Here is a 22,437-nt window from a genome sequence, read left to right as displayed (position 1 = left end):
TTTCGAGGGCCAATACTTATAACAGATGACCATTAAGTGTTTATACATTGATGGATAAAATGAATAAAAAAAAGGGAGGCATTGCTGCCTCCCTCTTACTTACTTTCTTAAGTGATGATTAAGAAGTTATTTGGATATTAGTGCGCTGCACCAGAGTGAACTTTATCAACACCGTAAGCTTTACCTTCAGCGTGACATGTTGCACATGATTCAACAGGTAGATTAGCAATTGATGCTGGACTACCTTCGACATAAGCACCATTGTTCTCAAAGTGAGTCAGAGCAGAAGCTTTTGTATGACAAGAGCGGCAAGACTCAGCAACTGGAGACACAAATTTAGTTCCTGCTGCATCCACTGCAATTGAACGTTTACCTGACGTTAAACCACCATCAGCAGCAAAGATACCGACATCTTCTTTGTGACATGCTGAACATTGAGTTGCAACTGCAGGGTAACCTTCAGTTTCCATATCTGAATTCAAATGAATTGCAGGGAAACCACGGTTGTCATCCCATAAGCCGCTGTGGAAGCGATGTGAAACAGTCATTAAGTCACGGTTGCTGTAAGTTAGACCTTCAACAATAGCAAAGACTGGTACGCCATCAGCATCAACTGCATCAGTTTTGTACTCAACAGTGCCATGGTATGAACCACCCCATGTATTGTTGTGACAACCCATACATTGGTCAAAACGCTCGTTACCGTAGTGCTTTGCAATACCTAACGATGTATGACAAGTACTACATTTTGCTTCGTCTGCGCTAACCATAGATGGTACGCTTTGACGAGCAATATTGGCACCTGAACCGTCTGCATTAACTAGGTTCCAATATGCAGTGTCCATAGTTACTGCAATATACTCAACCGCGTATTGATCTTCGCCAACTGTATTAACACATTTAATTAACTTCGCTTTCTCATCAGCACAAACTGAGAAGCGAGGAGTAATGGCAATACTCTGACCAACGACGTTAAAGTTAGCTACTTTAGTAACAACAAGCTTACCACCAGCAGAAACAACACCTGTTAGATTTAAAGATGTACCCACAAAGTAAGTGCCATCTGCATCAACAGTACCAGTTTTGATTTCGTCATAATTAGCATAAGGACCAAAATCGAAGCCATCAGCAATAGGTTGACCATCAATGCTTACATCAAAAGTAATGCTCATTTGATCTTGCATAACACCGCTGACATCTACAGCATCTTCTGCATAAGTGACATTGCTAACTGCAAACACAATAGAGTCAGTCGCCATTGCACGCACGCCAACATTATGTGCTTCACTTGGGCTTAAGCTACCTGAACCGTGACAACCAGAACATACAGCGTCACTAGCAGGCACAATACCTCTATGGTTTACACCAGTTGCTAAATCAACATCAACGTGACAAGACACACACGCTTCAGCATAAATGTTTTCATTCCACTGCTGGCCATTATCATGACAAGCGGTACATTCATTTAGCTCAGATGGGAAACCAATTTCACCAAACATCTCTTTGGCTTCACCAGTTAGAGAGTCAGCAATATGATGACCCGCGTGGATAGTGTGGATCATGGCATTGAAGTTTGCATTGAAGCCTTTTTCAGGATCGTCCTGTCCACCGGCATAAGCTGGATTATGACAAGCTACGCAATTTTCAACTTTTTGGTAATTATGATGAGCACCAATATTGGCAATACGCATATCAGTATCAGCGTAACCTTCCATTGGGCTATGACATTTAATACATGCAGCATTAGACACTGAGTCTTTTGCAGAAACAGCAAGCTCGCCAGTAGCAGGAATAAAATCAACCGGAGTTGATAAAATCTTATCGCTCACTGAAGTGCCATCAGCCATCACAACGTCATAAGCACGAATAAACACACGAGCTAAATCGTTTGCATCACCACTAGCCAATACTACAGGCGCGTTACCGTCGTGTGCCCAAGTACCAGTATAAGTACCAGGATTAGCTTCATCTTCAACTAATGTACAAGCATCGACTACAGCGCCTCCTCGAGCAGCGGCTGTACCCGTTAAAGTACAATACATGCTGCTACCAAAATCATTGGCAAGTGCATGGTTTGTCCATAACATTGGCGCGCCAGTGTCAGTTGCATTAGCTGATTGACTCATTACATATAACGCGACTTTATCAAGTCCCGAGTATGGAACGTCCACTCCACCAGTACCTTTACCTGTTACGGTAAATTTAAGGCTAAATGGATCTGCACCTACTACAACAATATCTGTAGGAGCCAGTGTTAAGTTAAAGTCATAGGCATTGTCAACTGTTGTAACGACCGAACCAGCTGGAGTACCAGGTGTACCAGGCGTTCCAGGTGTGCCCGGAGTACCCGGTTCTCCTGCGGCACCATCACTGCCGTCAGAGCCACAACCTGTTACACCCAACGCTGCAATAAACGCTGCAGCAAGTAATGTTCTATTATAATTTTTCATCTTAAATCCCCCGATTTAGATTTGTAGGTTTTACGCATCTAAAATATAAGGAAATAGGACAAAACACCCGCTTGCAGTGATAAACCTGTGAAGTTTGGTTACAAATTCGTTAACAGGAATTGATGATTTTAGTTTTAGGTATACGCAAAAATGAAACCGTCAGTTTCAAATAAGGTAACCCTAAAGAGGTATTTGATGAGTTGTAATTATGTAAAACTATAGAGAGTGATAAATAAAAATGCATAAAAATCAGTACAATACAAAATCAATGGCTATAAAAAAGATTCAACCCACAAAATTAAGCGAGTTGAACCTCATATAAGAATGTTAATAATTTTCACACCAGCAATGATTTAATGATATCGATTATCATTTCCTTCACATTTAGCGAATAACGGCGGTAGTGTTCTGCTCGCTCAATTAAACAATAACTTGGCATCGCCATGACGCTATTAAGCTTAGTAAATTCACTCTGTGGAAGTCGTTCTACTCTTAATTGCGGAATTTGTTGTGCGAACGAACCTTCATTACAAATAGTAATGGCTAAACTGTCCATGGTCAGTATGTGCCAATACCAATCTTCGAGCTTTCTTGCACATTCAATATCTTCTAGTAGTAAACCGTGAGTTTGACAATATAACTCTAATGGATCAATACGATTGTTAAAGCCTTTACAGCGTAAATACACGATAGGGTGTTGAATAATATCTTCTAACTTTATCTGTTCGGCACCGGCCCAAAATAGATGATTGGTATTACCCACCACACATAATGATGTCACATTAGCAATAGGATAAGCCTCTAGACCATGAGTGTCCTGAGTTTCAAAACCAATGCCAAAATCGAGCTCGCCATTATAAATCAGCTCTTCAGTGTCGGCTTGCCAACTGTGAAGTTTAACTTTACCGATAACATCACGCGGAAGCTTACTTAACGCAATGGCCACACTGGTAATAATGCTTGGCGATACCGCAATATGTAAAATAGGTGTTTGATGATGATTTAAACGATCATCTGCCACTCGTTCAATTTGGCTCACCATGTCACATAACTGGCAAACAGGCTGATACAAACGTTCAGCTAATGGAGTTGGTTTTAGCCCTTGTTGGCGACGGAAAAACAACTCATCGTTAAAAATAGCCCTTAATGATGTTAAACATCGACTAATTTTAGGCGCGGATACAGCAAGCTCTTTGGCTGCAAAATTAGCAAAACCGGTCTCGTATATGAGCTTAAACACCAACAAACTAAATACATCTAATTCGCTGACTTTTTTCAATGCTTGAATATCCACATATCACCTAATCTGCTGTAATGAGGCGATTAAATTAACATGTATTCAAATAAAAAAAATTGATCTAGTGCTGAAAAATGCTATCAACTTCAGCTTTTGTTAATGAACGAAATTCACCCAATTCTAATTGCTTATCAAGCACTATTTTACCAATAGATTCACGATGTAACGCTACTACCGGATTTCTAAAACGACCAAACATCCGTTTAATTTGATGATACTTGCCCTCACGCAACACAACCCGAGCTCGATGGCTCGATAATAACGTAAGTTGTGCCGGTAACGTGGTGATATCCTCAAATCCAAAATACATCCCTTTGGAGAATGCCTCTACATACTCTTGCTCTAGTGGATTAGCTAACGTTACCAGATACTGTTTGTCGACTTTATGCTGCGGATCCATTAACGCTTCGGACCACTTAGCGTCGTTGGTTAGCAATAATAATCCGGTAGAATGTAAATCTAACCGACCGGCAATATGTAACATATCAGTGTTGACGCCAGTTATTAATCCTAATGCCGTAGCGTGTTTATCATCAATGGTCGCACTCACCACCCCATCAGGTTTATTGAGCATATAGTACTGTTTTTGGTATTGACGCAGCACCACACCATTACATTCAATATGAGTAAATTCATCAACCTGTAAATCTGGTGACTTAGCAAACTGGCCATCGACAAGCACTTTATTGGTAACTAACAATAATCGAACCGCTTTTTTCGGGATCTGTAACGTACCTGCAATAAATTGGTCAAGTCGACCTCGTTTAGACACCATAAAACTTCACCAATATAGAATGATACCAATTTGTTTAAGAATACCTTATTCTGTTAAAAGGCAAAAACATTAAGGAGTAACATGCTTTCGCAACCTGCTAGTACAGATTTGCGCCCAGATATGACCAGCGCTGAATTAAAACAGGCGATTAAGTCACTGGATCAATATTTACAAGATAACATTTTTCAAAGTGCAATTAATGACACCTTGAATAAGCGATCACATTTTTTCGATGCGCTATTATGCCAACTTTGGCAACCCTTCGAATTAGATCCCGCACGTATATCGCTCAATGCAGTTGGGGGTTACGGCCGGCAAACTTTACATCCTTTCTCTGATATCGACATCTGCGTTATTCACGATGGTCCATTAACCCCTACGGAAGCTGCTTCTGTAAGCCAATTTCTGACTCAACTTTGGGATCTTAATCTCGATTTAGGCCACGCTGTACGCAGTTTAACTGACACATTCCAAGCTTGTAAGGATGATGTAACCATTGCAACCAGCTTACTGGAGATCCGTCATTTATTCGGTAATAGTCAGCATCAACAGCAAGTGTTGAATGCACTGTACGGCCAAGATTTATGGCAAAGCCAAGCATTTTTTAATGCCAAACTCAGCGAACAGCAAGAGCGTCACGCCAAAGCACAAGGCACCTCATACAGTATTGAACCCAATCTTAAAACTAGCCCTGGTGGAATGCGCGATATTCAAACCCTTACCTGGGTTGCTCGCAAACATTTCAGCGTTGCCAATATGCAATCACTTCGGAGCTTTGGTTTTTTAACCAACGACGAATACGCTGAGTTAATGGAGTGCCAACACTTTTTATTTAGAGTGCGCTTTGCGTTGCATCAAGCAGCCCAACGTTCTGAAAATCGTTTATTACTACAATACCAAGCTGAAGTAGCTAAATTAATGGGTTTTGGTGATGGTATGGCCATCGGCGAAAGCGGCAATATTGCCATTGAAAAAATGATGCGCCAATTATTTCGAGCAATGAAGCGCATAGGCGAATTAAACAAAATCTTAATGGCGTATTTTCAACGAGAAATTATTCCAGAGCTTAATCCGCAAATAATCGCGATTAACGATAACTTTGAAATTGTTGATAAGTACATTCACGTTCGAGACGAAACCGTATTTATCGATCGCACTCAAATTATGGCGTTATTTGAGTTTATCGCGATTCATCACGACAAAATAATTGGTATTACTGCAGAAACCTTACGTTCTTTGCGCCAAGTAAGACGTCGTTTAATGGGTGACTTACAAGATTTTCAGCGTTGTAGAGAGCAATTTAAAGCGATATTTGTTCATCCTCAAGGCATGGGACTTGCCATTACCTTGATGCATCAACACGGTATTTTAGCGTCTTATTTACCACAATGGCGTGAAGTTGTTGGTCAGATGCAGTTTGATTTATTCCATGCCTATACGGTCGATGAGCACACCCACAAGGTGCTTAAAAATATATACATCTACGGAAACGACATCAAAACGTTGGATAAAGATCTGGCATTAGCCGCTGATATTTATCAAAAAATGTCTAACAAATCGACACTGTTATTTGCAGCATTGTTCCATGACTTAGCTAAAGGCCGTGGTGGTGACCATAGTAAACTTGGTGCTGTTGATGCCAATTTATTTGCTAAGTTTCATGGCTTAAAAGTCTCACAAGAAAAACTGATTTGCTGGTTAGTAGAAAATCATTTGTTGATGTCTATTACCTCACAACGCATGGATATTTACGATCCTGAAGTCGTGAATGCTTTTGCCAAAAAAGTAGGCACCTTAACCCGTTTAGACGCCCTGTACTGCCTGACCATTGCCGATATTCAGGCAACCAATGATGATCTGTGGAATGACTGGAAAGCATCATTATTAAAAGATTTGTATTTTGTTACTCGTAAAGCACTGCGCAATGGCTTTGAAAATATTTTGCAACTGCGTACTTTGGTGCGGGAACACAAACAAGAAGCGCTGAATTTATTAGCCGCCGATGACGATAGCAGTGACGAGATCAAAAAATTATGGCGTCGCTTACCTATCGCCTTTTTCAGTAACGCCGAAGCGGATGATATCGCCAGATATACCCAAGCAATGATTAACCACGATCTTACACCAGTAGCCGAAAATCAATACAACACCTTGATTTTACTCGACGATGTAGTGGTGAAAGGTTGCAGTGACGTGTTTGTTTACACCAAAGACAGACACGGATTGTTTGTTAAATTATTCAATACGTTAGCGACATTACGTATTTCGGTAAAACAAGCACAAATAGCCCGAACTAAAGATGGTTATGTGGTTGAGTCATTTAAAGTACTCGATTTTGATGAAAAGCCCATTACCAGCGCTCAGCGCCGTGAACAGGTCATCGACAAATTACATCAAGTGTTAGATAAAGGCGTTAATTTACCGAAAAAACGCCAGTCTAGACGGCATCAGAGTTTCGATAATCAGCCCAATATCGAATTTCTACATTCACGAAAATCGACCCGTAGCTTAGTCAATGTTTCAGCATTAGACACCAGTGAATTTATGGAACAAATTGCCAGTGCATTTAGAGAATTGGATTTGAATATTCATTCTGCCACCATCAGTACAGTCGGCGAACGCGCAGACAATGTGTTTTTATTATCCAATAAAGACGATCAACAATTAACCCCAGAACAACAGCAGCAATTGTCAGCAACACTAATGCAAGCCATTACCACCGACGAATAACAACCTTAATCAGTCAGTGTTATTGATATAAATGGGCCATGTGTGAATTAATCACCGTGGCGCTTTTATTTCACCACTAAGCAGACTTTGAGCAAACTGATGACTATGCGATAATCACCCCCATCAACTGCCGTTAATTAGGTCATCATGTCACAAGCCTTTAGTTATACTGCTGAATATGTACTAGACAAATCGTACTTTGAAGAATGTTATCAGCAATCAATTAACCCCAACACCTCACCAAAACGTTTCATTAAAACCACAATCTTTGCGCTTGTAGGTTTGGCTATTCTAATGCTCGACACAGTAAGCCCAACATCGATGAGTACTAAAGAAACCTACTATTTAGGCTACTTTTTTATTGGTTTGGCCGTGGTAGAGTTTTTGAGTATTCGTTTTAATAAAACCTGGTGGTTATGGCGTCAAATGATGAGTAAAGCGGCTGGTGAGCATGTCAATCTCACAATAGATGATAATGGTATCAATAGTCAGTCACTCCATGTTAATCAACAGATTTTGTGGACTGATATTTATCGAATTACTGAAACCGATGCAGGCTTGTTAATTAAACTGCAAAAAACCACGACTTATTTGTCTAAACGCTGCTTAGATAAAAGCGCTATCGACTTTATTAATCAGAAACAATAGCTTGAAATATAACTTAACCTAATAGCTCACAAACAATAACGCCTAGGCTAATGCATTCGCAACACGAAGACTAATGTCGCTAAGTAACTCATCTTCAAACCATGGGTTACGACTAAGCCAAATATTATTACGCGGACTGGGATGCGGCAGAGGAATATAACGTGGCCCAAACCTGCGCCATTGCTGCACAGTTTCGGTTAATGTTTTCGGCTTATCGGCTAAATAATACTGTTGTGCATATTGCCCTACCAATAATATCAACTTGACGTTAACTAACTGCTGCAGCAATAAATCATGCCATTTAGGCGCACATTCAGGCCGCGGAGGTAAGTCGCCAGACTTTCCTTTACCAGAAGCGGCATAACTACCCGGATAACAAAAACCCATCGGCATAATAGCAATCTGTTTAGCATCGTAAAAAACGTCTTTAGTTACCCCTAGCCACAACCGCAATCGGTCGCCACTGGCGTCATCGAATGGAATACCCGACAAATGTACTTTACGTCCAGGGGCCTGACCGATGATCAACACTTTTGCTTGCGGATCAATTTGTACTACTGGGCGTACACCATCAACTAGACATGATGCACAAAGCTGACAATTTTTTACTTGAGTGAGTAACGAAACCATATCCAATGCCTTACTTTTTGTATATAAAATCATAAAAAGCGTGTAAATCACTATATCCAACGGAACTAAGCTGCAGTAGTATTTGTCAAAATAACAAAGTTCTCCCAAGAAGGAACAACCATGCAACATTCACGTTTAGCCCGTACAACTTTAGCTGCTATGTTAATTAGCGGTACAGCGATAAGTTTTAGCGCTGCAGCACTTCCCCAAGCACCCGTTAACGATGTGGTTTCATTAAAAGAAGCCTGCCAACAAATTGCACTTGAAGACCAACTGCCAGAAAGTGAAGTCGACGCATTTTTGCTTGATTGCGTTAACGACCAATTAACCGAAATGGGCTACGAACGTGTTGCTAGCCTAGATTAAGCCAGTACCAAGCCTAGACTATCTTCATAATGACTAGTATCAACTGACTCCCTATAAAAAAACGCCATTAAGGCGTTTTTTTATAGGAGAAAATGTTGTTTGAGTAAAATAAGCTTAAAACGCTTGGCAAAATATCCCTATCGATGCACCTATGGCCACAAACCAAGATAATGAACGTAATGTTCCAAAATTCAATAAATACAGCGCATGGTAAACCAGCCGTGCGACCACATGTACTATGGCTAAAAGCGCAACGACATCGGTAACATTATTGGTGATCAATGCGGTTAATACTGCAATCCCAAATACGATTAGCGATTCAAATGCATTTTGATGTCCTGCTAATGCCCGCGCGCCAAAACCGGTTAATTGAGCTTGCTGCGCTCTTGGATGGTCATTGTCATATCGGCCCAATTTAGCCATTGCCATCGCTAATGGAACTTTTGCCGCATACGGCAACAGCATGGCAATCAATAAACATATCAGTATCGTCTGCATAATCTATCCTTAGTTATTAATATTCTTATTATGTGTTAGCTGTGCATTAGTTGTATTAGTCGCGATTGAACCAGTTGTGTTAACCATTAGTGTAATGAGAACAAAATAACATAATCAACAGACTTTAATAACAACCTAATTCATATAATGCTTAAGCACTCATCTGAAAAATTATAATTTATTGTTTCACCATATAAATCAATCACAAGTTAACACATCAACAACATTTTAGTGACTAGTCTACATGTTAACTTGAAAGATATTGAGTCACTTCACGGTCAATACTAATAACTCCTAACAAGTGTGATAGCTGCAGCAAATCAATCTTGTGACGAGTAACAAGAATAAGCAGTAAAAATAATAATCAACATTGTAAGGAATACATCATGAATACCAAAGCACAAACTAGCTTAACCGGCGCAGCATTAGCACTCGCAATGGCAAGCTTATCAGGTCAGGCTATGGCCGCTGAAACAAGCACAGCACCTTTAGCTGCTGGCGAAACAGATTTAGTCCATTGTTACGACGTAAACGTTTGTAAAGGTCACAATGACTGCAAAACAGCTGACAATGCTTGTAACGGTCAAGCAAGCTGTAAAGGCACTGGTTTTGTTGGCATGCCTTCAAAAGCTTGTGCTGATGTCGGCGGCACGCAAAAAGATGATTGGGTTGGTAAAGTCACTAAAGCCGATTTAGTACATTGTTACGGTGTTAACGTCTGTAAAGGCCATAATGACTGTAAAGGTGCCGATAACGCTTGTGGCGGTATGGCAAGCTGTAAAGGTACTGGTTTTGTTAACACCACAGCAAAATCTTGTGGTGATATTGGCGGTAAAACAAGCTAATTAAGCTTCGTTTGATGACTCTGTCGCTTACTATTGTGACAGCGTCATCAGCTTACTATCTCAATTATTAACGCAAGTTTTGCCTAACTCAAGCTAGAACATTTGCATTAAAGTAGGATTCACCATGCCTGATACGCGCATTACAGAAGACTTTCTCGGATTTGGCTTGGGCTTACGAACCGACCATTTCGAATACATTTTGCAACACCAGCCAGACATTGACTGGTTTGAAGTGCTATCTGAAAACTACTTAGTTGCTGGCGGTAAACCCCGATATTATTTAGAAGCCATCGCCGAACAATATCCCGTTGTGATGCACGGAGTATCGATGTCGATAGGCAGTAGCGATCCTTTAGATATGGATTACTTAAAAGCCCTTAAAAAACTCAGTAACGACATTCAACCGAAATGGATATCTGATCATATTTGCTGGACCTCAATTCACGGCGTTAATAGCCATGACCTACTGCCACTGCCTTATACCGAAGAAACCGTTAATCATGTGGCGCAGCGAGTTAGACAAGTGCAAGACGTACTCGGTCGTCGAATATTACTGGAAAACGTATCAAGTTATTTGTCATACCAAGACTCGACCATGGATGAATGGGATTTTTTAAGCCAGGTGGCAGAAGCGGCAGATTGCCTAGTGTTACTCGACATCAATAATATTTATGTCAGCGCCCGTAATCATCATTTTAATCCGCTCGATTACCTTAAGAAAATAGACCCACGCCGGGTACAACAGTTTCATTTAGCCGGCCATAGCGACTTTGGGGATTATGTCATTGATACCCACGACCATGATGTACCGCCGTCCGTATGGACACTTTACCAAGCGGCACTAGAACGCTTTGGCGCTGTTAGCACCATGATTGAACGTGACGCGAATATTCCTGAGTTCCCCGCATTATATAATGAATTACTTGAAGCTAAACATATTGCTCAGTTAACCTTGCCTGATGACCCTGCCCTAGCACGCTCACAATTTGGCTCTCGTTCACTTGATGACTTAAGCAAGTTCATAAATACTAATAATGCTTCATCGCAAAAAGTCAGGGCATAAAAATGAGTCGTTTAGCTGAAATTCAACAGCAATTTATGCAGTATTTACTGTCTGATGGTGCGGATACACAGCACGGACAAATTCAGTCAGTGATGAAAGCGAATGTGTCTGAACAAGCAGGGATCAGCGCCAATGATCGCCTACAAATTTATGCCAACGCTTATCGGATCAGATTAAAAGAAACCATTGAAACCGACCACCAGCTACTTGGGGTGTATTTGGGTGACGATTTATTCGATAAAATGGCAGCCGACTATACTCGTCAATATCCATCAAGTAATAAATCACTGCGCCAGTTTTGTGATGGTTTACCGGAATTTTTACAACAAGACGCGTTTTTTAAACAGCATCCCATTATTGCCGATTTAGCGCGATTCGAGCGCCGATTACTCAATGCTTTTGATGCAGCAGACTGTACCCGTGCAAGCTTTAGTGACTTACAGGCCATTTCACCAGAATTATGGCCCAATTGCTGTTTACGTTTTCATCCCAGCGTACAAATATTCACTTGTAACAGTAATGCCGTCGAAGCTTGGCAAGCGTTAAAAGTGGATACCGCGCCGCCAGAACCTGACTATCAGTCACCTAGAGCATGGTTATTATGGCGGGGAGAGTCGCGGTTAACAGAATTTGTATCATTAACGACAGAGCAACATGCGTTGTTACTTGGGTTTATTCAGGGCAACAACTTTGCCGACCAGTGCGAACAAATGTTGCAATGGCACGACGAGCAATCAGCACCAATGATGGTACTGCAAACCATGCAAACCTGGTTTCAACGCGGCTTAATTCGAGCGGTAGTAAGTAGCTAATTTACGTTAACTCATTTCTGGACGTGCTTGATAACTACCTTCCCGTCATCCCGGCAGTGCTTTTGAGCCGGGATCCAGGTGTTTGTACTTTTGTACTTTTGTACTTTTGTACTTTTGTACTTATTTACTTATTTACTTATGGTCTGCGGCCATAGCCTAACCAACTTTGGGGCAAAAAGTTTTACGGCTTCAACTCTCTTTTGAAAAATATAACTCAAAACAATCAAACTTGATTAAAAATTAGTAAGTGTTAGCCCTGCTGTACAGGCAACCATACTTTAACGCTTAAACCGCCTTCTGGGCGGTTTTGCATACTAATTCTGCCACCATGCGCTTCAATAATTTCACGGCATAATGGCAAACCTATCCCAGTACCAGATTGTTTAGTTGAGTAAAACGGTAACAATGCTTGCGACAACACCTCGCTAGACATCCCACTCCCCTGATCTTCTACTTTAACTAATAACCCGTTAATTGGATGAGTCACTTCCTCAAACGTTATCGACACAGTGTCTGTCTCCGCGCCAGACTCGTGAGCGTTTTTAAGCAGATTAATAAAGACTTGTTCTAATTGCACTGCATCGAGTTTTATCGGCTTAACCGGTAAAGGTGATAACAGATTAAATGGGTATTGCTGCGCTAATTGCTGGGTCATCTTAGTCCAATCAATCAAAGCTTTTTGTGGCAGCGGCAATTTAGCAAACTGAGCATAATGAGAGATAAATTGGCTCAGGTGTGTGGTGCGATTTTCGATGGTATCAAAAATCAATTGCAGCTTACTGTTGTCTAAGTGCTGGGTTAAAAACTTACCTGAGTTAACCATAGACGCTATGGGCGCGACCGAGTTATTAAGCTCGTGGCTGATAATGCGTATCACCTTTTTCCACACTGCCACCTCTTGGCGGTTAAGTTCTTTGGTGAGTTGTTTAAGCAAAATTAAATGGTGCTGCTGATTGTTTTGAGTAAAGCGGCCACGAGAGATATGCCAGGTTTCAACGTCGCTACTATCAGCATCAGTATTAGAATGACTATCAACACCATCTGCCCCGCTACCGCCCATCGAAAACAGACCTTCTTGCTCACTGCTTAACGCCGCTTTAAGCGTGTCGGGTAACATCACCACAAGATCAGGTAACAACATGCCTTCTACTTTGACGCCCTGATTAAACAAATGCCTTGCAGCGCCATTGGCGTAAATGACTCGCTGGGAATCATCAATTAATAGCATGACATTAGGTGAGTTCTGAATCACTTTATCGAGCATTAACTCGCGCTGATAAATAAACTGTCGCTCACTACGCAATTTTGCCGATGCTTGGTTATATAAGCTCACTAGCGCATCTAATTGTGGTTCGCCGTAGGGATGCAGCGACACACTAAAATCATTATCTTTAAAGTTAAGTAGACCGATTTCCAGTGCTTGCAGACTTTCACTTAATCGCCTTGTTAGCCACATACTGCAAAAATAACACACCGCCAGCATCACAATAATAGCTAACCATAAGGTGTCATCACCCAATGTAAGCCACACTAAAGCGCCTGACATCGTCCCCAAAAGGCAGCTCAACATGTTACTGAGCAGCAATTTAGTGCGCAGTGATAACATCATTATTTAGTCACCCTAAGGCCGTATTTCTCCATACGGCGATAAAGGGCTTGTCGGCTTAAGCCAAAGGATTTTGCTACTCTGGCAATGACGCCATTGTATTGCACTAAGGCGTCTTCTAGCTGTTGCTTATCAGGTTCGCAAATCGACTGAGTATCATCAATGCCCTGTTCTTGTTGACCAAGTTGATGTTCAACAACAAGCGCATGCTGGGTAGCTGCGCCGCCATTAGCAATCGCCATCAAGCCAAAGTCATCAATCGTTAATAGTGGTGACTTAGCTAACAGCGCCGCCCTTTTGCAGGCATTTTCTAATTCACGCACATTACCCGACCAACTATGATTAATTAACGCCTGCTGGGTCGACTTATCAAGGCTAAAATTGGCACCAATAAAGTGTTTCACTAACGGTAAAATATCGTCCTGGCGTTGATTCAATGGTGATATGGCTAGCTCAATGACATTTAAGCGATAAAATAAGTCTTCTCGAAAACGCCCATGAGCAATGTCGTCGGCTAAATCCGCGTTGGTAGCACTAATCACCCGCACATTCACTTTGCGGGTTTGATGACTGCCTAAACGTTCAAACTCACCGGTTTGTAATACCCGTAATAACTTTACTTGGCCAGATAAAGGCAAATTACCAATTTCATCTAAAAATAAAGTGCCACCATCGGCAGCTTCAAATCGGCCCATACGGGTTTTATTAGCGCCCGTAAAGGCACCTGCTTCTGCGCCAAACAATTCGGCCTCTAATAAATCCATTGGTAAAGCGCCAATGTTGACCTTAATAAAAGGTTTATCTTTTAGTGGCGAATTGGCCTGTAAAATATCGGCTATTTTGTCTTTACCCGCACCATTTGGGCCAGTGATCATCACCGACACATCGGATCGCGCAACTTGCAATGCCAAATCAACACAGCGCTGCATGGCACCACTACCAAAAATTAAGCCACATAAATCGGCGCCATTAATAGCCGACATACGTTCACTGTCTATCCGGGTTAATTGGCTATTTTGCTGAGACAGTCGATAAATTGATAATAGGTTACTAATACTATTGAGCAGCTTTGCGTCATCCCACGGTTTACCCATGTAATCGGCCGCTCCCGCTTTAACCAACTCGACAGCGGTTTCTAATTGGGTCCACGCGGTCATTAAAATAATCGGTAAATTAGGCTGTAACTGACGCAATGCGTAAAACAGTTGCTTACCCTCTTCACCCGAGGTGGTGTCACGGCTAAAGTTCATGTCTTGGATCACCAAGCTGATTTCTTTGTTGGTGACAATCTCAACTGCAGCTTCTGGTGAATGACAAAAAATTGCCTGATAGCCATGCAGTTCAATCATTAACGCAAGCGCTTGGCAAATGGCGTGATTGTCATCAACAATTAAAATATTATCCATTAGAATATGTTTGAGTCCAATTAGGTTGCTGTTATACAAAAACATGTTTATGCAACTGCATGTTTATACAATAAACATTTACTCACAAACGTAAATAAACAATAACATGACAGAAGACCTCACTGTCACATTATTGTTAAGCGCAAGCGCCGCAGTTTAACAAATTACACACTGCGCGTTGCCATGGCGGGTGAAATATTCGCGGCTTTAGCGGCCGGCACTATTACCGCTAGCGTTGTCACTACCAGCAAACCAATAACAGATACAATCGGATAAATCACTGGCACCATAGGCAAGCTATACAGTGACATTAATTGCTGCCCAAGTACTAACGATAGCATGCCACCGATGACCCCACCGACAATACAAATTAGGTAATTTTCCACCATAAAGTATTCAATAATGTCACGCTTACGTGCACCCAGCGCGCGGCGAGTGCCTATTTGTTTGGTGCGGCGTTGAATATTAAACATCACCATACCGGTTAATCCCAACGCTGTAATTAATAACAATAACACCACCATAATACTTAACACTGTCGCCATTAAACGGTGGTTACTGTAAGTTAAATTTTTAATCGTGGTGAGTGTTTGGAAGTTCTCCACTACACGGTTTGGGTTTTCTGCATACAAGGCTTTACTAATGGCTTCTTCTAACGCTGGAATATGTTCAGGTAATGCCCGCACCATGTATGATTTATTACTACTACTGCCACCAAAATCGATATTCTGGATCACGCTGTATTCAAAGTTTTCGTGGTCAACCCAAGCACCTTGCAGCTTATCCACTACGCCTATAATGGTCACGGCTTGCTCACCTTGATACATGGTTTTACCTAAAGGTGACTCATCGCCCCAAAAGGCTTTGGCTAACGGTTGCGACACTAACGCCATCATGCCGCTGTCATCTAAGCTGGTATTAATTTCATCGGCGGTAAAATTTCGCCCGGCAATTAACTTCGCTCCCATCACATTGAGTAAGTGCTCATTACCCAAATAAAAGGCAAACCCAGGGGTGCTTTTAGCGGTATCGGCATCTGGGCCGTCAACATAGCGATCCATCCATCCGCTGCCGCTTAACGGCAACATATTGCTGTAACTGGCATCAATTACATTGGGCAGCGAACGCAAAATTTGTTGGTCAACTTGGTTTTGTTTCATGTTGTCGATAGCAGGATCGAAATTATACAGGTTAAAGGTCAGGATCTGATCTTCGGCATAGCCAGATTCTCGCTGCATTAGCGACAAACGTTCGTTAATAATAAAGCTCGCATTGGCGACTATCGCAACTGACAAAATAATCTGCAATAGCAATAAAACCGGCGCACTTTTACTGCGCATTAAACTGGATAAAATCGGTTTGATATGTAACATGGTGATGTCCTTTCTTAAGCTTAACTGGAGTTATTGGGCTTTTAAATACACACTGGGTTTAGTGCGGCACACCACCCAAGCAGGGTAAACCCCAGCCAATACCGCGGTAGAGATAGCAATTAATGGCGTGATAATCCACATACTGGCATCAAGCCCAGTAACACTTTGGTCCATTGAAAAATAGCTATGCAGCGCCGTTAACGACCCCCAAGCCCATAACAAACCCACTACGCCACCGATAAAACCAATCATACCCACTTCGACCATATACTGACTAAAAATCTGTCCACGACTGGCACCAATAGCACGACGAACACCCACCTCTGGCGCACGCTTTAAAAACTTGGTTAGCAACAGCCCGAGAATATTCACCAAGCACACGCTTAAAAACAGCAAGCTTAAACCGACTAGTATTTTGTTATCTTTGGGCACCACATCGTTATCTTCAAGCCATTTCGCGATGTCGCTAATTTGCACTGACTCGCTAGGGATTTTAGCGGTATCAGTAAAGCGGCCGAGCGCTCTTTGCTGCTCAACATAACGCGTTAACCAGCCTAAAAAGCTTTGTTTCTGCTCATCGGTGTTCAGTTCAGTCCAAAATTGAATCCATACTTTTTCTGACGCTAAGCGGTCGCTGTATGTGATCATGGGTTCGAACTTCCAACCGCTGGTGTTACCCCATACATCAAATTCTTCTTGGCCTGTTAACGAGAACGGAATGAATATCTCTTCAGCATCATTAAAGGCACCATTAAGTGGATCGTAGTATTTAGGTTGCGGATTCCAGTCATCAATCACCCCAACAATTTGATAAGGTTTACGGTCTAAAAAGAGTGTTTTGCCTACGCTATTTTTACCTTCAAAAAAGCGTAAATTTAATTTTTGACTAATCACCACTTGGTAAGCTGGGCGTAAATCAACACTGGCATCCCAGTAACTGCCATAAATAAAGGGTACCGAAAAAATCCTAAAAAAGTCTCTGTCGGTTAACCGAACGCTGTTCAACACGGGTTCAATTTTAGGATTGTCAGATTGCAATGCTAAGCCAGTTCGATAAGTCGCTGCTTTGAGACTTAATTCTTTGTTATTGCGTAAGTTCATCGCATCCATATAGGTGATGCTTGGAATAAACTCATCCCAGGTATCCAAGCCTTGGCTCCACAACTGCACTGAATTAATCACCTCACTGCGATCGCCCGCCGGATTATAAGACATAGTTTTATAGACATTGAGCGTAGTGATAGTAATGCCGATACCAATCGAAATCGCTAATACCATCAACATCGATAACATCGGTGTTTTACGGATACTTCGCCACGCTAAATCACAATAGTAAAAAAACATAGTGTTCCCCTTAGCGAGTGCCGGTAGCAGCTGGTTGGTACATCGAAAAATCACACACCTGGCCATCAACAATTTGAATATTGCGCTGGGCCCGACGCGCAAGCTCTGAGTCATGGGTCACCATAATAATAGTGGTGCCTTGTTGATTGATATTTTCAAGTAATTCCATCACCTGGCGCGCCATTAAGCTGTCTAAATTACCGGTTGGTTCATCGGCTAATAAAAACCGTGGTTCGCCTGCTAATGCACGCGCAATAGCGACACGTTGTTGTTGTCCGCCAGACAATTGTGTCGGTAAGTGTTTCATCCGCGCACCTAAGCCGACTTGTTCTAATGCGGATTCTACTCGGCGCTTACGCTCGCTGGCATTCATACCGCGATAACGCAGCGGCACTTCAACATTTTCGGCTAAATTAAGGTCTGGAATAAGGTTGAATCCCTGAAAGATAAAGCCAATTTTTTCATTTCGAACTTTAGCGCTTTTGTTGTCACTTAAATTCGACACATTGACGCCATCAAGGCTGAACTCGCCAGAGGTAAAGCCTTCGAGCAACCCCGCAATATTCAAAAAGGTGGTTTTACCTGAACCAGACGGCCCTGTAACCGCGACAAACTCGCCTTCATTCACTTCAAGGTTAAAGTCACGCAGTGCATGGGTTTCAACTAAGTCAGTTTTGAATACTTTACTGATATTTTTCATGGATAACATAATGGCTTCCTTGGTTTATTCGGTTGTCGCATCCCAGCGCTTAGGGCTGATAATGTCAATCTTGCAAATCTGAATACGGCTTTGTTAAATACTTTTGTTTTTAATGCTATTGGCGTCAGCGCCGTTAGTATTAGTCATGGCTAAAACAGCAGCTTAATCTTGACCATGTCGCTAATATCAATATGCAAACTAACGGTAGGACTAATATCTCTTAATCGATTCGAAACTTGGCTACTCATGTCAATTAACTGCAAACTAACCGATAACCAATCTGTATGATTATCAATGCGATAACTCACCGCTATTGCGAGAATAAATAACGCCAGTAGCGCGATAAGCTGTCTACGTTGAATAAAAATCATAGAATGTCCTTACTCAGTTGAGTGTTTGGTTATTTGCTTCGTTATTGATTTAGCTATCGACTTAATTATCAACTTAGCTATCGGATTTGAATTGTTGGATCATTTTTAAAGGTTTCGGTACCAGATATCACCCATACGTCACCGGCTTCACCGCCTTCAAGCACTTCAACTTGGCTCATACTGCGTGCGCCCAATTTAACGACTTTCTTATGAGCAACAGCGTCACTCACTTGATACGCCACTTCGCCGCCCATATTGAGAAAATCACCGCGTTTCACTATCAACACGTTGGGTCTGTTTTCCAGTAATACTCGGGCAGACAAACGCTGATTTTGACGTAACGATAAAGTGTTACTGTCAGCAAAACGCACCCGGGCGGTCACTTCACGATTACGTACTTCGGGTGAAATTGACGACAATTGGCCAACCACATTAACGTTGCCAAAACTCAACTCAACATCCATCCCTAAACCTAACTCATCAGCATAAGACTCTGGCACAGCTAACTCAGCTTCAAAAGCAGATAAATCGACCACAGTTAATATTGGTTGGCTGGCGGCAATACGGGCTTTTTGCTCCACCAACCAGTTACCAATAATGCCGCTAACTGGCGCGATAATACTCAAGGCATTGGCTTGACGAGTTAACTCTCTCACCACTAGAGCCTGGCGTTGTACTTCAAGGGTACGGTTTTTAATTTCAAAACTGAGGGTATCGCGCATAAGCTCCACTTCTTGCTGGGCATGCTTATGCAATAATTTGGCTTTATGTAAATCATCTTTGCTTTTTTCAAAATCGATTTTGCTGATCAAACTCGACTCAATCAATTGATCACCACGACGGCTTTCACGATCTGCGGCTTCTAAATCGACTTTCGCCATGTCTAAAATCTGGCTAACGCGCAATTGCTCACGGCGTGCATCTAACTTGGCGCGCTCTAAACTACCTTGCATCCCTTCAAGCATCGACTGCTGTTGTTGCAATTCACTTTGTAAACGCGGGCTTTCAATCTTGGCCACCACTTGCCCCAGCTCAACTTCATCACCAGGTTGACTTAATAGCGTCACCACACCTTCTTCCGTGCTATATAAAATGGGCGCATTGGCCGCCACAATTTTACCGGTAGTGGCAATATCACGCACCAACGTGCCACGGGTTAAGGTTGCCAAACGTAAATCTGCACCATCAACCGAACGTTGATTACTGTCACGACTTAAACTCGCCCACACCAACGCGCTCATCAAAATTGCACCGCAACCTATCATCAAGGGTAAGCGCAATTTACGGCCTAACTTAGGCGCAATAACAGTATCTTGGCTACTTGTGTCTTTAATCATCTCAGGTCCTTAGGTAACGCGCTGACCGCACCCACCTCTTCACATTTATGCCAAGATAAAGCACAAGCCATGCCAATAGTTATTTATTGTTTATTTTCATGGTGATATAAATTAAAAAAGATAACCGAACACCCTAAAAGTGTCCGCGGACAGGTGTAAAAACTGTCCGGTAATTAGGAAAGTGTCCGAGCGGACACTTATGGTTTGCTTTGTACTTATGGCCTACGGCCACGAATGAATAAGATAGTCAGATTGCCCTACACAGGCCAAATACCGCGTCATTCCGGCAATGTTTTTGAGCCGGAATCCAGGTGTTATTTTTGCTTTGCACTTTTGTGCTTTTGTACTTTATGGCCTGCGGCCACTAACGCTTAAGATCGCAAGGTTCCACCCTGCACTGGCCAAAAGGGGATCAACAGCAATCCCCTCTTGGATCACCCCTGCCGTTCCGGCAACATTTTCGCTATTTAACCAAACAACAGCAGCGAAAAAATTGCGACGGAAATTGAGCCAGCTTTAAACCGTATTTGTAGCCGGCCTCGGCCCATTTTGCAATAAAGAGTGAAAATGCTAACGCTTCCGATGGGGCGTCCCTTCCCCTCGAAAGCTAGCTGGCCGTCCATGGCCAGCTCACGTCATTTTCTTCAACGGCCTCAAGTCCAGAGTTGAATTTATAAATTTCTAAGCAAGGCTAACTGATTTTTGGACAGAAACTTGTTAGACTTTTCATGTTAATGCGAATAAATCAGATAAAATTAATCTTCAATTATGCGGTGCAGTTTTATTCAATTGTCCAGGTAATTACTCAGCTAACATTAGCTTCGCTTTAAGAAAAGTCAGGTTAATTTCATCAGTATTAGTGAAGTTAAACTTTCCGCCAGTTAAAGCGTTGAACCGTTCTAAGTAGTAGTGTAACAATGGATCGTATCTATCACCGTGTATCCAACTATAAAATTTCCCAAGTTCATAACTCAACTCTCTGCTAAGATCTGACCTAATTCTTAGCTCACAGTCATTTTCCAAATCAACGATATTCATAGATTGAAGATTAGTCTTAATTTCATCAATTAGGGGTATGAGAGAATCTTTGTAGCTATCAGCAATTGGCATAAGGTCAGGATCCGTTACTTCTGCTTCGAAAATCATAATCAGATCATCAATCTCACCGTTATAATAATCGTTGTCTAACCTCTTCACAGACTCTGCTTTAAGAACATAGAGCTGTTCTAGGGGATCGAACTTACTCTCAATTAGCTGCTTTGATAAATTTTTCTGATACTCGATGAACAAACTTTCTATCTTGTCTGCAATTACATCAAGATAGTCATATCGAGTCGTTAGAAATTCCAATAATTCATTTCTGTTTAGATGAAGTGGTAAATCTTCATCATTTATATTTGAACTATATAAATGAACAGTAAGTTCGGCAGTGTTGGAATGACTATCGAACGGCCAACTAGCGAAACGCTTAGTATTAGACTGATTAAGATTAACAGGGTGAGCACCAAAGCAAGCTCTTACCGTTTTAAAGTAGCTATTATCATCTTCATCAGCGAATAGTCGATTAGCAAAGCATTTCTTCTCACCTGTAAAGGGGATCGTTTGGGGGTTGATAAATACACGGTGCAATTGAGTGATTGACTCTGAAATAAGGTCAATTGAAGAGATAAGGGTAAACATTTGCATAACTCTTGTATCAATATTTTTGTCAAAATCAGGCACATTCTCTAAGTGTCGAATTGATACTGTGATCCAGTCCATACAAGAACAGACTAAGTTGAAGAGATTTTTTCCATTTTTATCTTTATAAGTCTGATAGACAAAGCTTGAATTAGAATTTACTAAATCTCTAAATTCTGTGATCTTATCGTCACTAACCACGTTTATCATTCGTTAACTAACCTAATAACTGACTAATAAGTATTAAAATACCATCAATTTAGCATTAGTCTAGAACTCTGAAAATAATTACGAAGCAAAATTAATGGGATAATAATACGACTGTTTATCTAATTTAATAGAAAATGCGCTTTGGAATCTTTTACAAAGAGGCTGAAACACAGAAAGGGGCATAAACGTGTCAGATATACTGACTTTAAAAGGGACAGATTCAACTCTGAACTTGTGAGCGTTGAAGACTCTTTATAAAAAGAATGCGTAAGCATACTTAAACTTCCAGTATTCAA

19 protein-coding genes are annotated in these 22,437 nt (G+C 41.6%); 6 read left to right on the top strand and 13 right to left on the bottom strand.

The annotated features are described in order from the left end of the window. Positions 1–137 precede the first annotated feature (137 nt). The 3 genes from SFRI_RS04695 to SFRI_RS04685 form a co-directional block, all read right to left on the bottom strand. Entirely contained in the window at positions 138–2,450 is a 2,313-nt protein-coding gene (locus SFRI_RS04695; protein ID WP_011636387.1) for an OmcA/MtrC family decaheme c-type cytochrome, read from the bottom strand. Between the two features lie 337 nt (positions 2,451–2,787). Further along, a complete protein-coding gene (locus tag SFRI_RS04690) occupies positions 2,788–3,744 on the bottom strand; it encodes a LysR family transcriptional regulator (RefSeq protein WP_011636386.1) in 957 nt (318 codons plus the stop codon). A gap of 64 nt (positions 3,745–3,808) precedes the next feature. Next, positions 3,809–4,522, bottom strand: coding sequence for a 16S rRNA pseudouridine(516) synthase (locus SFRI_RS04685; protein ID WP_011636385.1), 714 nt, complete (start codon positions 4,520–4,522; stop codon positions 3,809–3,811). 81 nt (positions 4,523–4,603) lie between these two features. Between SFRI_RS04685 and glnD the strand changes: the two genes are divergently transcribed. Beyond that, positions 4,604–7,252, top strand: coding sequence for a [protein-PII] uridylyltransferase (gene glnD / locus SFRI_RS04680; RefSeq protein ID WP_011636384.1), 2,649 nt, complete (start codon positions 4,604–4,606; stop codon positions 7,250–7,252). A gap of 147 nt (positions 7,253–7,399) precedes the next feature. Further along, positions 7,400–7,900: a YcxB family protein gene (locus SFRI_RS04675; protein ID WP_011636383.1), complete on the top strand. Its 501-nt coding sequence runs from the start codon at positions 7,400–7,402 to the stop codon at positions 7,898–7,900. A 42-nt stretch (positions 7,901–7,942) separates the two neighbouring features. Here SFRI_RS04675 and SFRI_RS04670 read toward each other — a convergent pair whose 3' ends face one another. Next, positions 7,943–8,536 carry a uracil-DNA glycosylase family protein gene (locus SFRI_RS04670; RefSeq protein ID WP_167526085.1) on the bottom strand — a complete coding sequence of 198 codons (594 nt, stop codon included), beginning with the start codon at positions 8,534–8,536 and terminating at the stop codon, positions 7,943–7,945. A gap of 114 nt (positions 8,537–8,650) precedes the next feature. Here SFRI_RS04670 and SFRI_RS04665 point away from each other — a divergent pair, with 114 nt between their 5' ends. Beyond that, positions 8,651–8,896, top strand: coding sequence for a hypothetical protein (locus tag SFRI_RS04665; RefSeq protein ID WP_011636381.1), 246 nt, complete (start codon positions 8,651–8,653; stop codon positions 8,894–8,896). A gap of 114 nt (positions 8,897–9,010) precedes the next feature. On the opposite strand, the gene SFRI_RS04660 is transcribed toward SFRI_RS04665, so the two are convergent. Next, a complete protein-coding gene (locus SFRI_RS04660; RefSeq protein WP_011636380.1) occupies positions 9,011–9,394 on the bottom strand; it encodes an MAPEG family protein in 384 nt (127 codons plus the stop codon). A gap of 386 nt (positions 9,395–9,780) precedes the next feature. Between SFRI_RS04660 and bufA2 the strand changes: the two genes are divergently transcribed. From bufA2 to SFRI_RS04645, 3 genes are all read left to right on the top strand, one after another. Then, entirely contained in the window at positions 9,781–10,239 is a 459-nt protein-coding gene (gene bufA2 / locus SFRI_RS04655) for a BufA2 family periplasmic bufferin-type metallophore (RefSeq protein WP_011636379.1), read from the top strand. A 124-nt stretch (positions 10,240–10,363) separates the two neighbouring features. Continuing rightward, the gene (bufB, locus tag SFRI_RS04650; protein WP_011636378.1) at positions 10,364–11,302 is read left to right on the top strand and encodes an MNIO family bufferin maturase; all 939 of its coding nucleotides are present in this window, start codon (positions 10,364–10,366) and stop codon (positions 11,300–11,302) included. 2 nt (positions 11,303–11,304) lie between these two features. After that, a complete protein-coding gene (locus tag SFRI_RS04645) occupies positions 11,305–12,114 on the top strand; it encodes an HvfC/BufC N-terminal domain-containing protein (protein ID WP_011636377.1) in 810 nt (269 codons plus the stop codon). Positions 12,115–12,364: 250 nt separating this feature from the next. Here the strand turns inward: SFRI_RS04645 and SFRI_RS04640 are convergent, their stop codons facing one another. From SFRI_RS04640 to SFRI_RS04605, 8 genes are all read right to left on the bottom strand, one after another. Further along, complete coding sequence (locus tag SFRI_RS04640) at positions 12,365–13,720, bottom strand: sensor histidine kinase (RefSeq protein WP_011636376.1); 1,356 nt, start codon at positions 13,718–13,720, stop codon at positions 12,365–12,367. Between the two features lie 2 nt (positions 13,721–13,722). Continuing rightward, positions 13,723–15,126, bottom strand: coding sequence for a sigma-54-dependent transcriptional regulator (locus SFRI_RS04635; RefSeq protein ID WP_041412805.1), 1,404 nt, complete (start codon positions 15,124–15,126; stop codon positions 13,723–13,725). Between the two features lie 164 nt (positions 15,127–15,290). Further along, positions 15,291–16,499, bottom strand: coding sequence for an ABC transporter permease (locus tag SFRI_RS04630; RefSeq protein ID WP_011636374.1), 1,209 nt, complete (start codon positions 16,497–16,499; stop codon positions 15,291–15,293). Positions 16,500–16,529: 30 nt separating this feature from the next. Next, on the bottom strand, positions 16,530–17,843 hold the full coding sequence (locus SFRI_RS04625; protein ID WP_011636373.1) for an ABC transporter permease: 1,314 nt from the start codon (positions 17,841–17,843) through the stop codon (positions 16,530–16,532). 10 nt (positions 17,844–17,853) lie between these two features. After that, positions 17,854–18,552 carry an ABC transporter ATP-binding protein gene (locus tag SFRI_RS04620; protein WP_011636372.1) on the bottom strand — a complete coding sequence of 233 codons (699 nt, stop codon included), beginning with the start codon at positions 18,550–18,552 and terminating at the stop codon, positions 17,854–17,856. A 140-nt stretch (positions 18,553–18,692) separates the two neighbouring features. Continuing rightward, positions 18,693–18,914 (bottom strand): hypothetical protein, encoded by a 222-nt coding sequence (locus SFRI_RS04615; protein ID WP_041412804.1) that lies wholly within the window; start codon positions 18,912–18,914, stop codon positions 18,693–18,695. Between the two features lie 77 nt (positions 18,915–18,991). Beyond that, on the bottom strand, positions 18,992–20,251 hold the full coding sequence (locus SFRI_RS04610; RefSeq protein ID WP_011636371.1) for an efflux RND transporter periplasmic adaptor subunit: 1,260 nt from the start codon (positions 20,249–20,251) through the stop codon (positions 18,992–18,994). A gap of 801 nt (positions 20,252–21,052) precedes the next feature. Continuing rightward, entirely contained in the window at positions 21,053–22,141 is a 1,089-nt protein-coding gene (locus tag SFRI_RS04605; protein WP_011636370.1) for a hypothetical protein, read from the bottom strand. Positions 22,142–22,437: the final 296 nt, after the last annotated feature.

The sequence above is a fragment of the Shewanella frigidimarina NCIMB 400 genome, assembly GCF_000014705.1.
GTDB classification, from domain to species: domain Bacteria; phylum Pseudomonadota; class Gammaproteobacteria; order Enterobacterales; family Shewanellaceae; genus Shewanella; species Shewanella frigidimarina.
This window is presented reverse-complemented; position numbering and strand designations above follow the sequence as displayed.

What these genes read in the sequence shown, in the direction of transcription:
- SFRI_RS04630 (WP_011636374.1), bottom strand. Translation starts at nt 16,499, where the DNA reads ATGTTACATATCAAACCGATTTTATCCAGTTTAATGCGCAGTAAAAGT.
- SFRI_RS04620 (WP_011636372.1), bottom strand. Translation starts at nt 18,552, where the DNA reads ATGTTATCCATGAAAAATATCAGTAAAGTATTCAAAACTGACTTAGTT.
- SFRI_RS04610 (WP_011636371.1), bottom strand. Translation starts at nt 20,251, where the DNA reads ATGATTAAAGACACAAGTAGCCAAGATACTGTTATTGCGCCTAAGTTA.
- SFRI_RS04645 (WP_011636377.1), top strand. Translation starts at nt 11,305, where the DNA reads ATGAGTCGTTTAGCTGAAATTCAACAGCAATTTATGCAGTATTTACTG.
- SFRI_RS04640 (WP_011636376.1), bottom strand. Translation starts at nt 13,720, where the DNA reads ATGTTATCACTGCGCACTAAATTGCTGCTCAGTAACATGTTGAGCTGC.
- SFRI_RS04625 (WP_011636373.1), bottom strand. Translation starts at nt 17,843, where the DNA reads ATGTTTTTTTACTATTGTGATTTAGCGTGGCGAAGTATCCGTAAAACA.
- SFRI_RS04635 (WP_041412805.1), bottom strand. Translation starts at nt 15,126, where the DNA reads ATGGATAATATTTTAATTGTTGATGACAATCACGCCATTTGCCAAGCG.
- SFRI_RS04660 (WP_011636380.1), bottom strand. Translation starts at nt 9,394, where the DNA reads ATGCAGACGATACTGATATGTTTATTGATTGCCATGCTGTTGCCGTAT.
- SFRI_RS04695 (WP_011636387.1), bottom strand. Translation starts at nt 2,450, where the DNA reads ATGAAAAATTATAATAGAACATTACTTGCTGCAGCGTTTATTGCAGCG.
- SFRI_RS04605 (WP_011636370.1), bottom strand. Translation starts at nt 22,141, where the DNA reads ATGATAAACGTGGTTAGTGACGATAAGATCACAGAATTTAGAGATTTA.
- SFRI_RS04665 (WP_011636381.1), top strand. Translation starts at nt 8,651, where the DNA reads ATGCAACATTCACGTTTAGCCCGTACAACTTTAGCTGCTATGTTAATT.
- SFRI_RS04615 (WP_041412804.1), bottom strand. Translation starts at nt 18,914, where the DNA reads ATGATTTTTATTCAACGTAGACAGCTTATCGCGCTACTGGCGTTATTT.
- SFRI_RS04685 (WP_011636385.1), bottom strand. Translation starts at nt 4,522, where the DNA reads ATGGTGTCTAAACGAGGTCGACTTGACCAATTTATTGCAGGTACGTTA.
- SFRI_RS04675 (WP_011636383.1), top strand. Translation starts at nt 7,400, where the DNA reads ATGTCACAAGCCTTTAGTTATACTGCTGAATATGTACTAGACAAATCG.
- bufB (WP_011636378.1), top strand. Translation starts at nt 10,364, where the DNA reads ATGCCTGATACGCGCATTACAGAAGACTTTCTCGGATTTGGCTTGGGC.
- glnD (WP_011636384.1), top strand. Translation starts at nt 4,604, where the DNA reads ATGCTTTCGCAACCTGCTAGTACAGATTTGCGCCCAGATATGACCAGC.
- bufA2 (WP_011636379.1), top strand. Translation starts at nt 9,781, where the DNA reads ATGAATACCAAAGCACAAACTAGCTTAACCGGCGCAGCATTAGCACTC.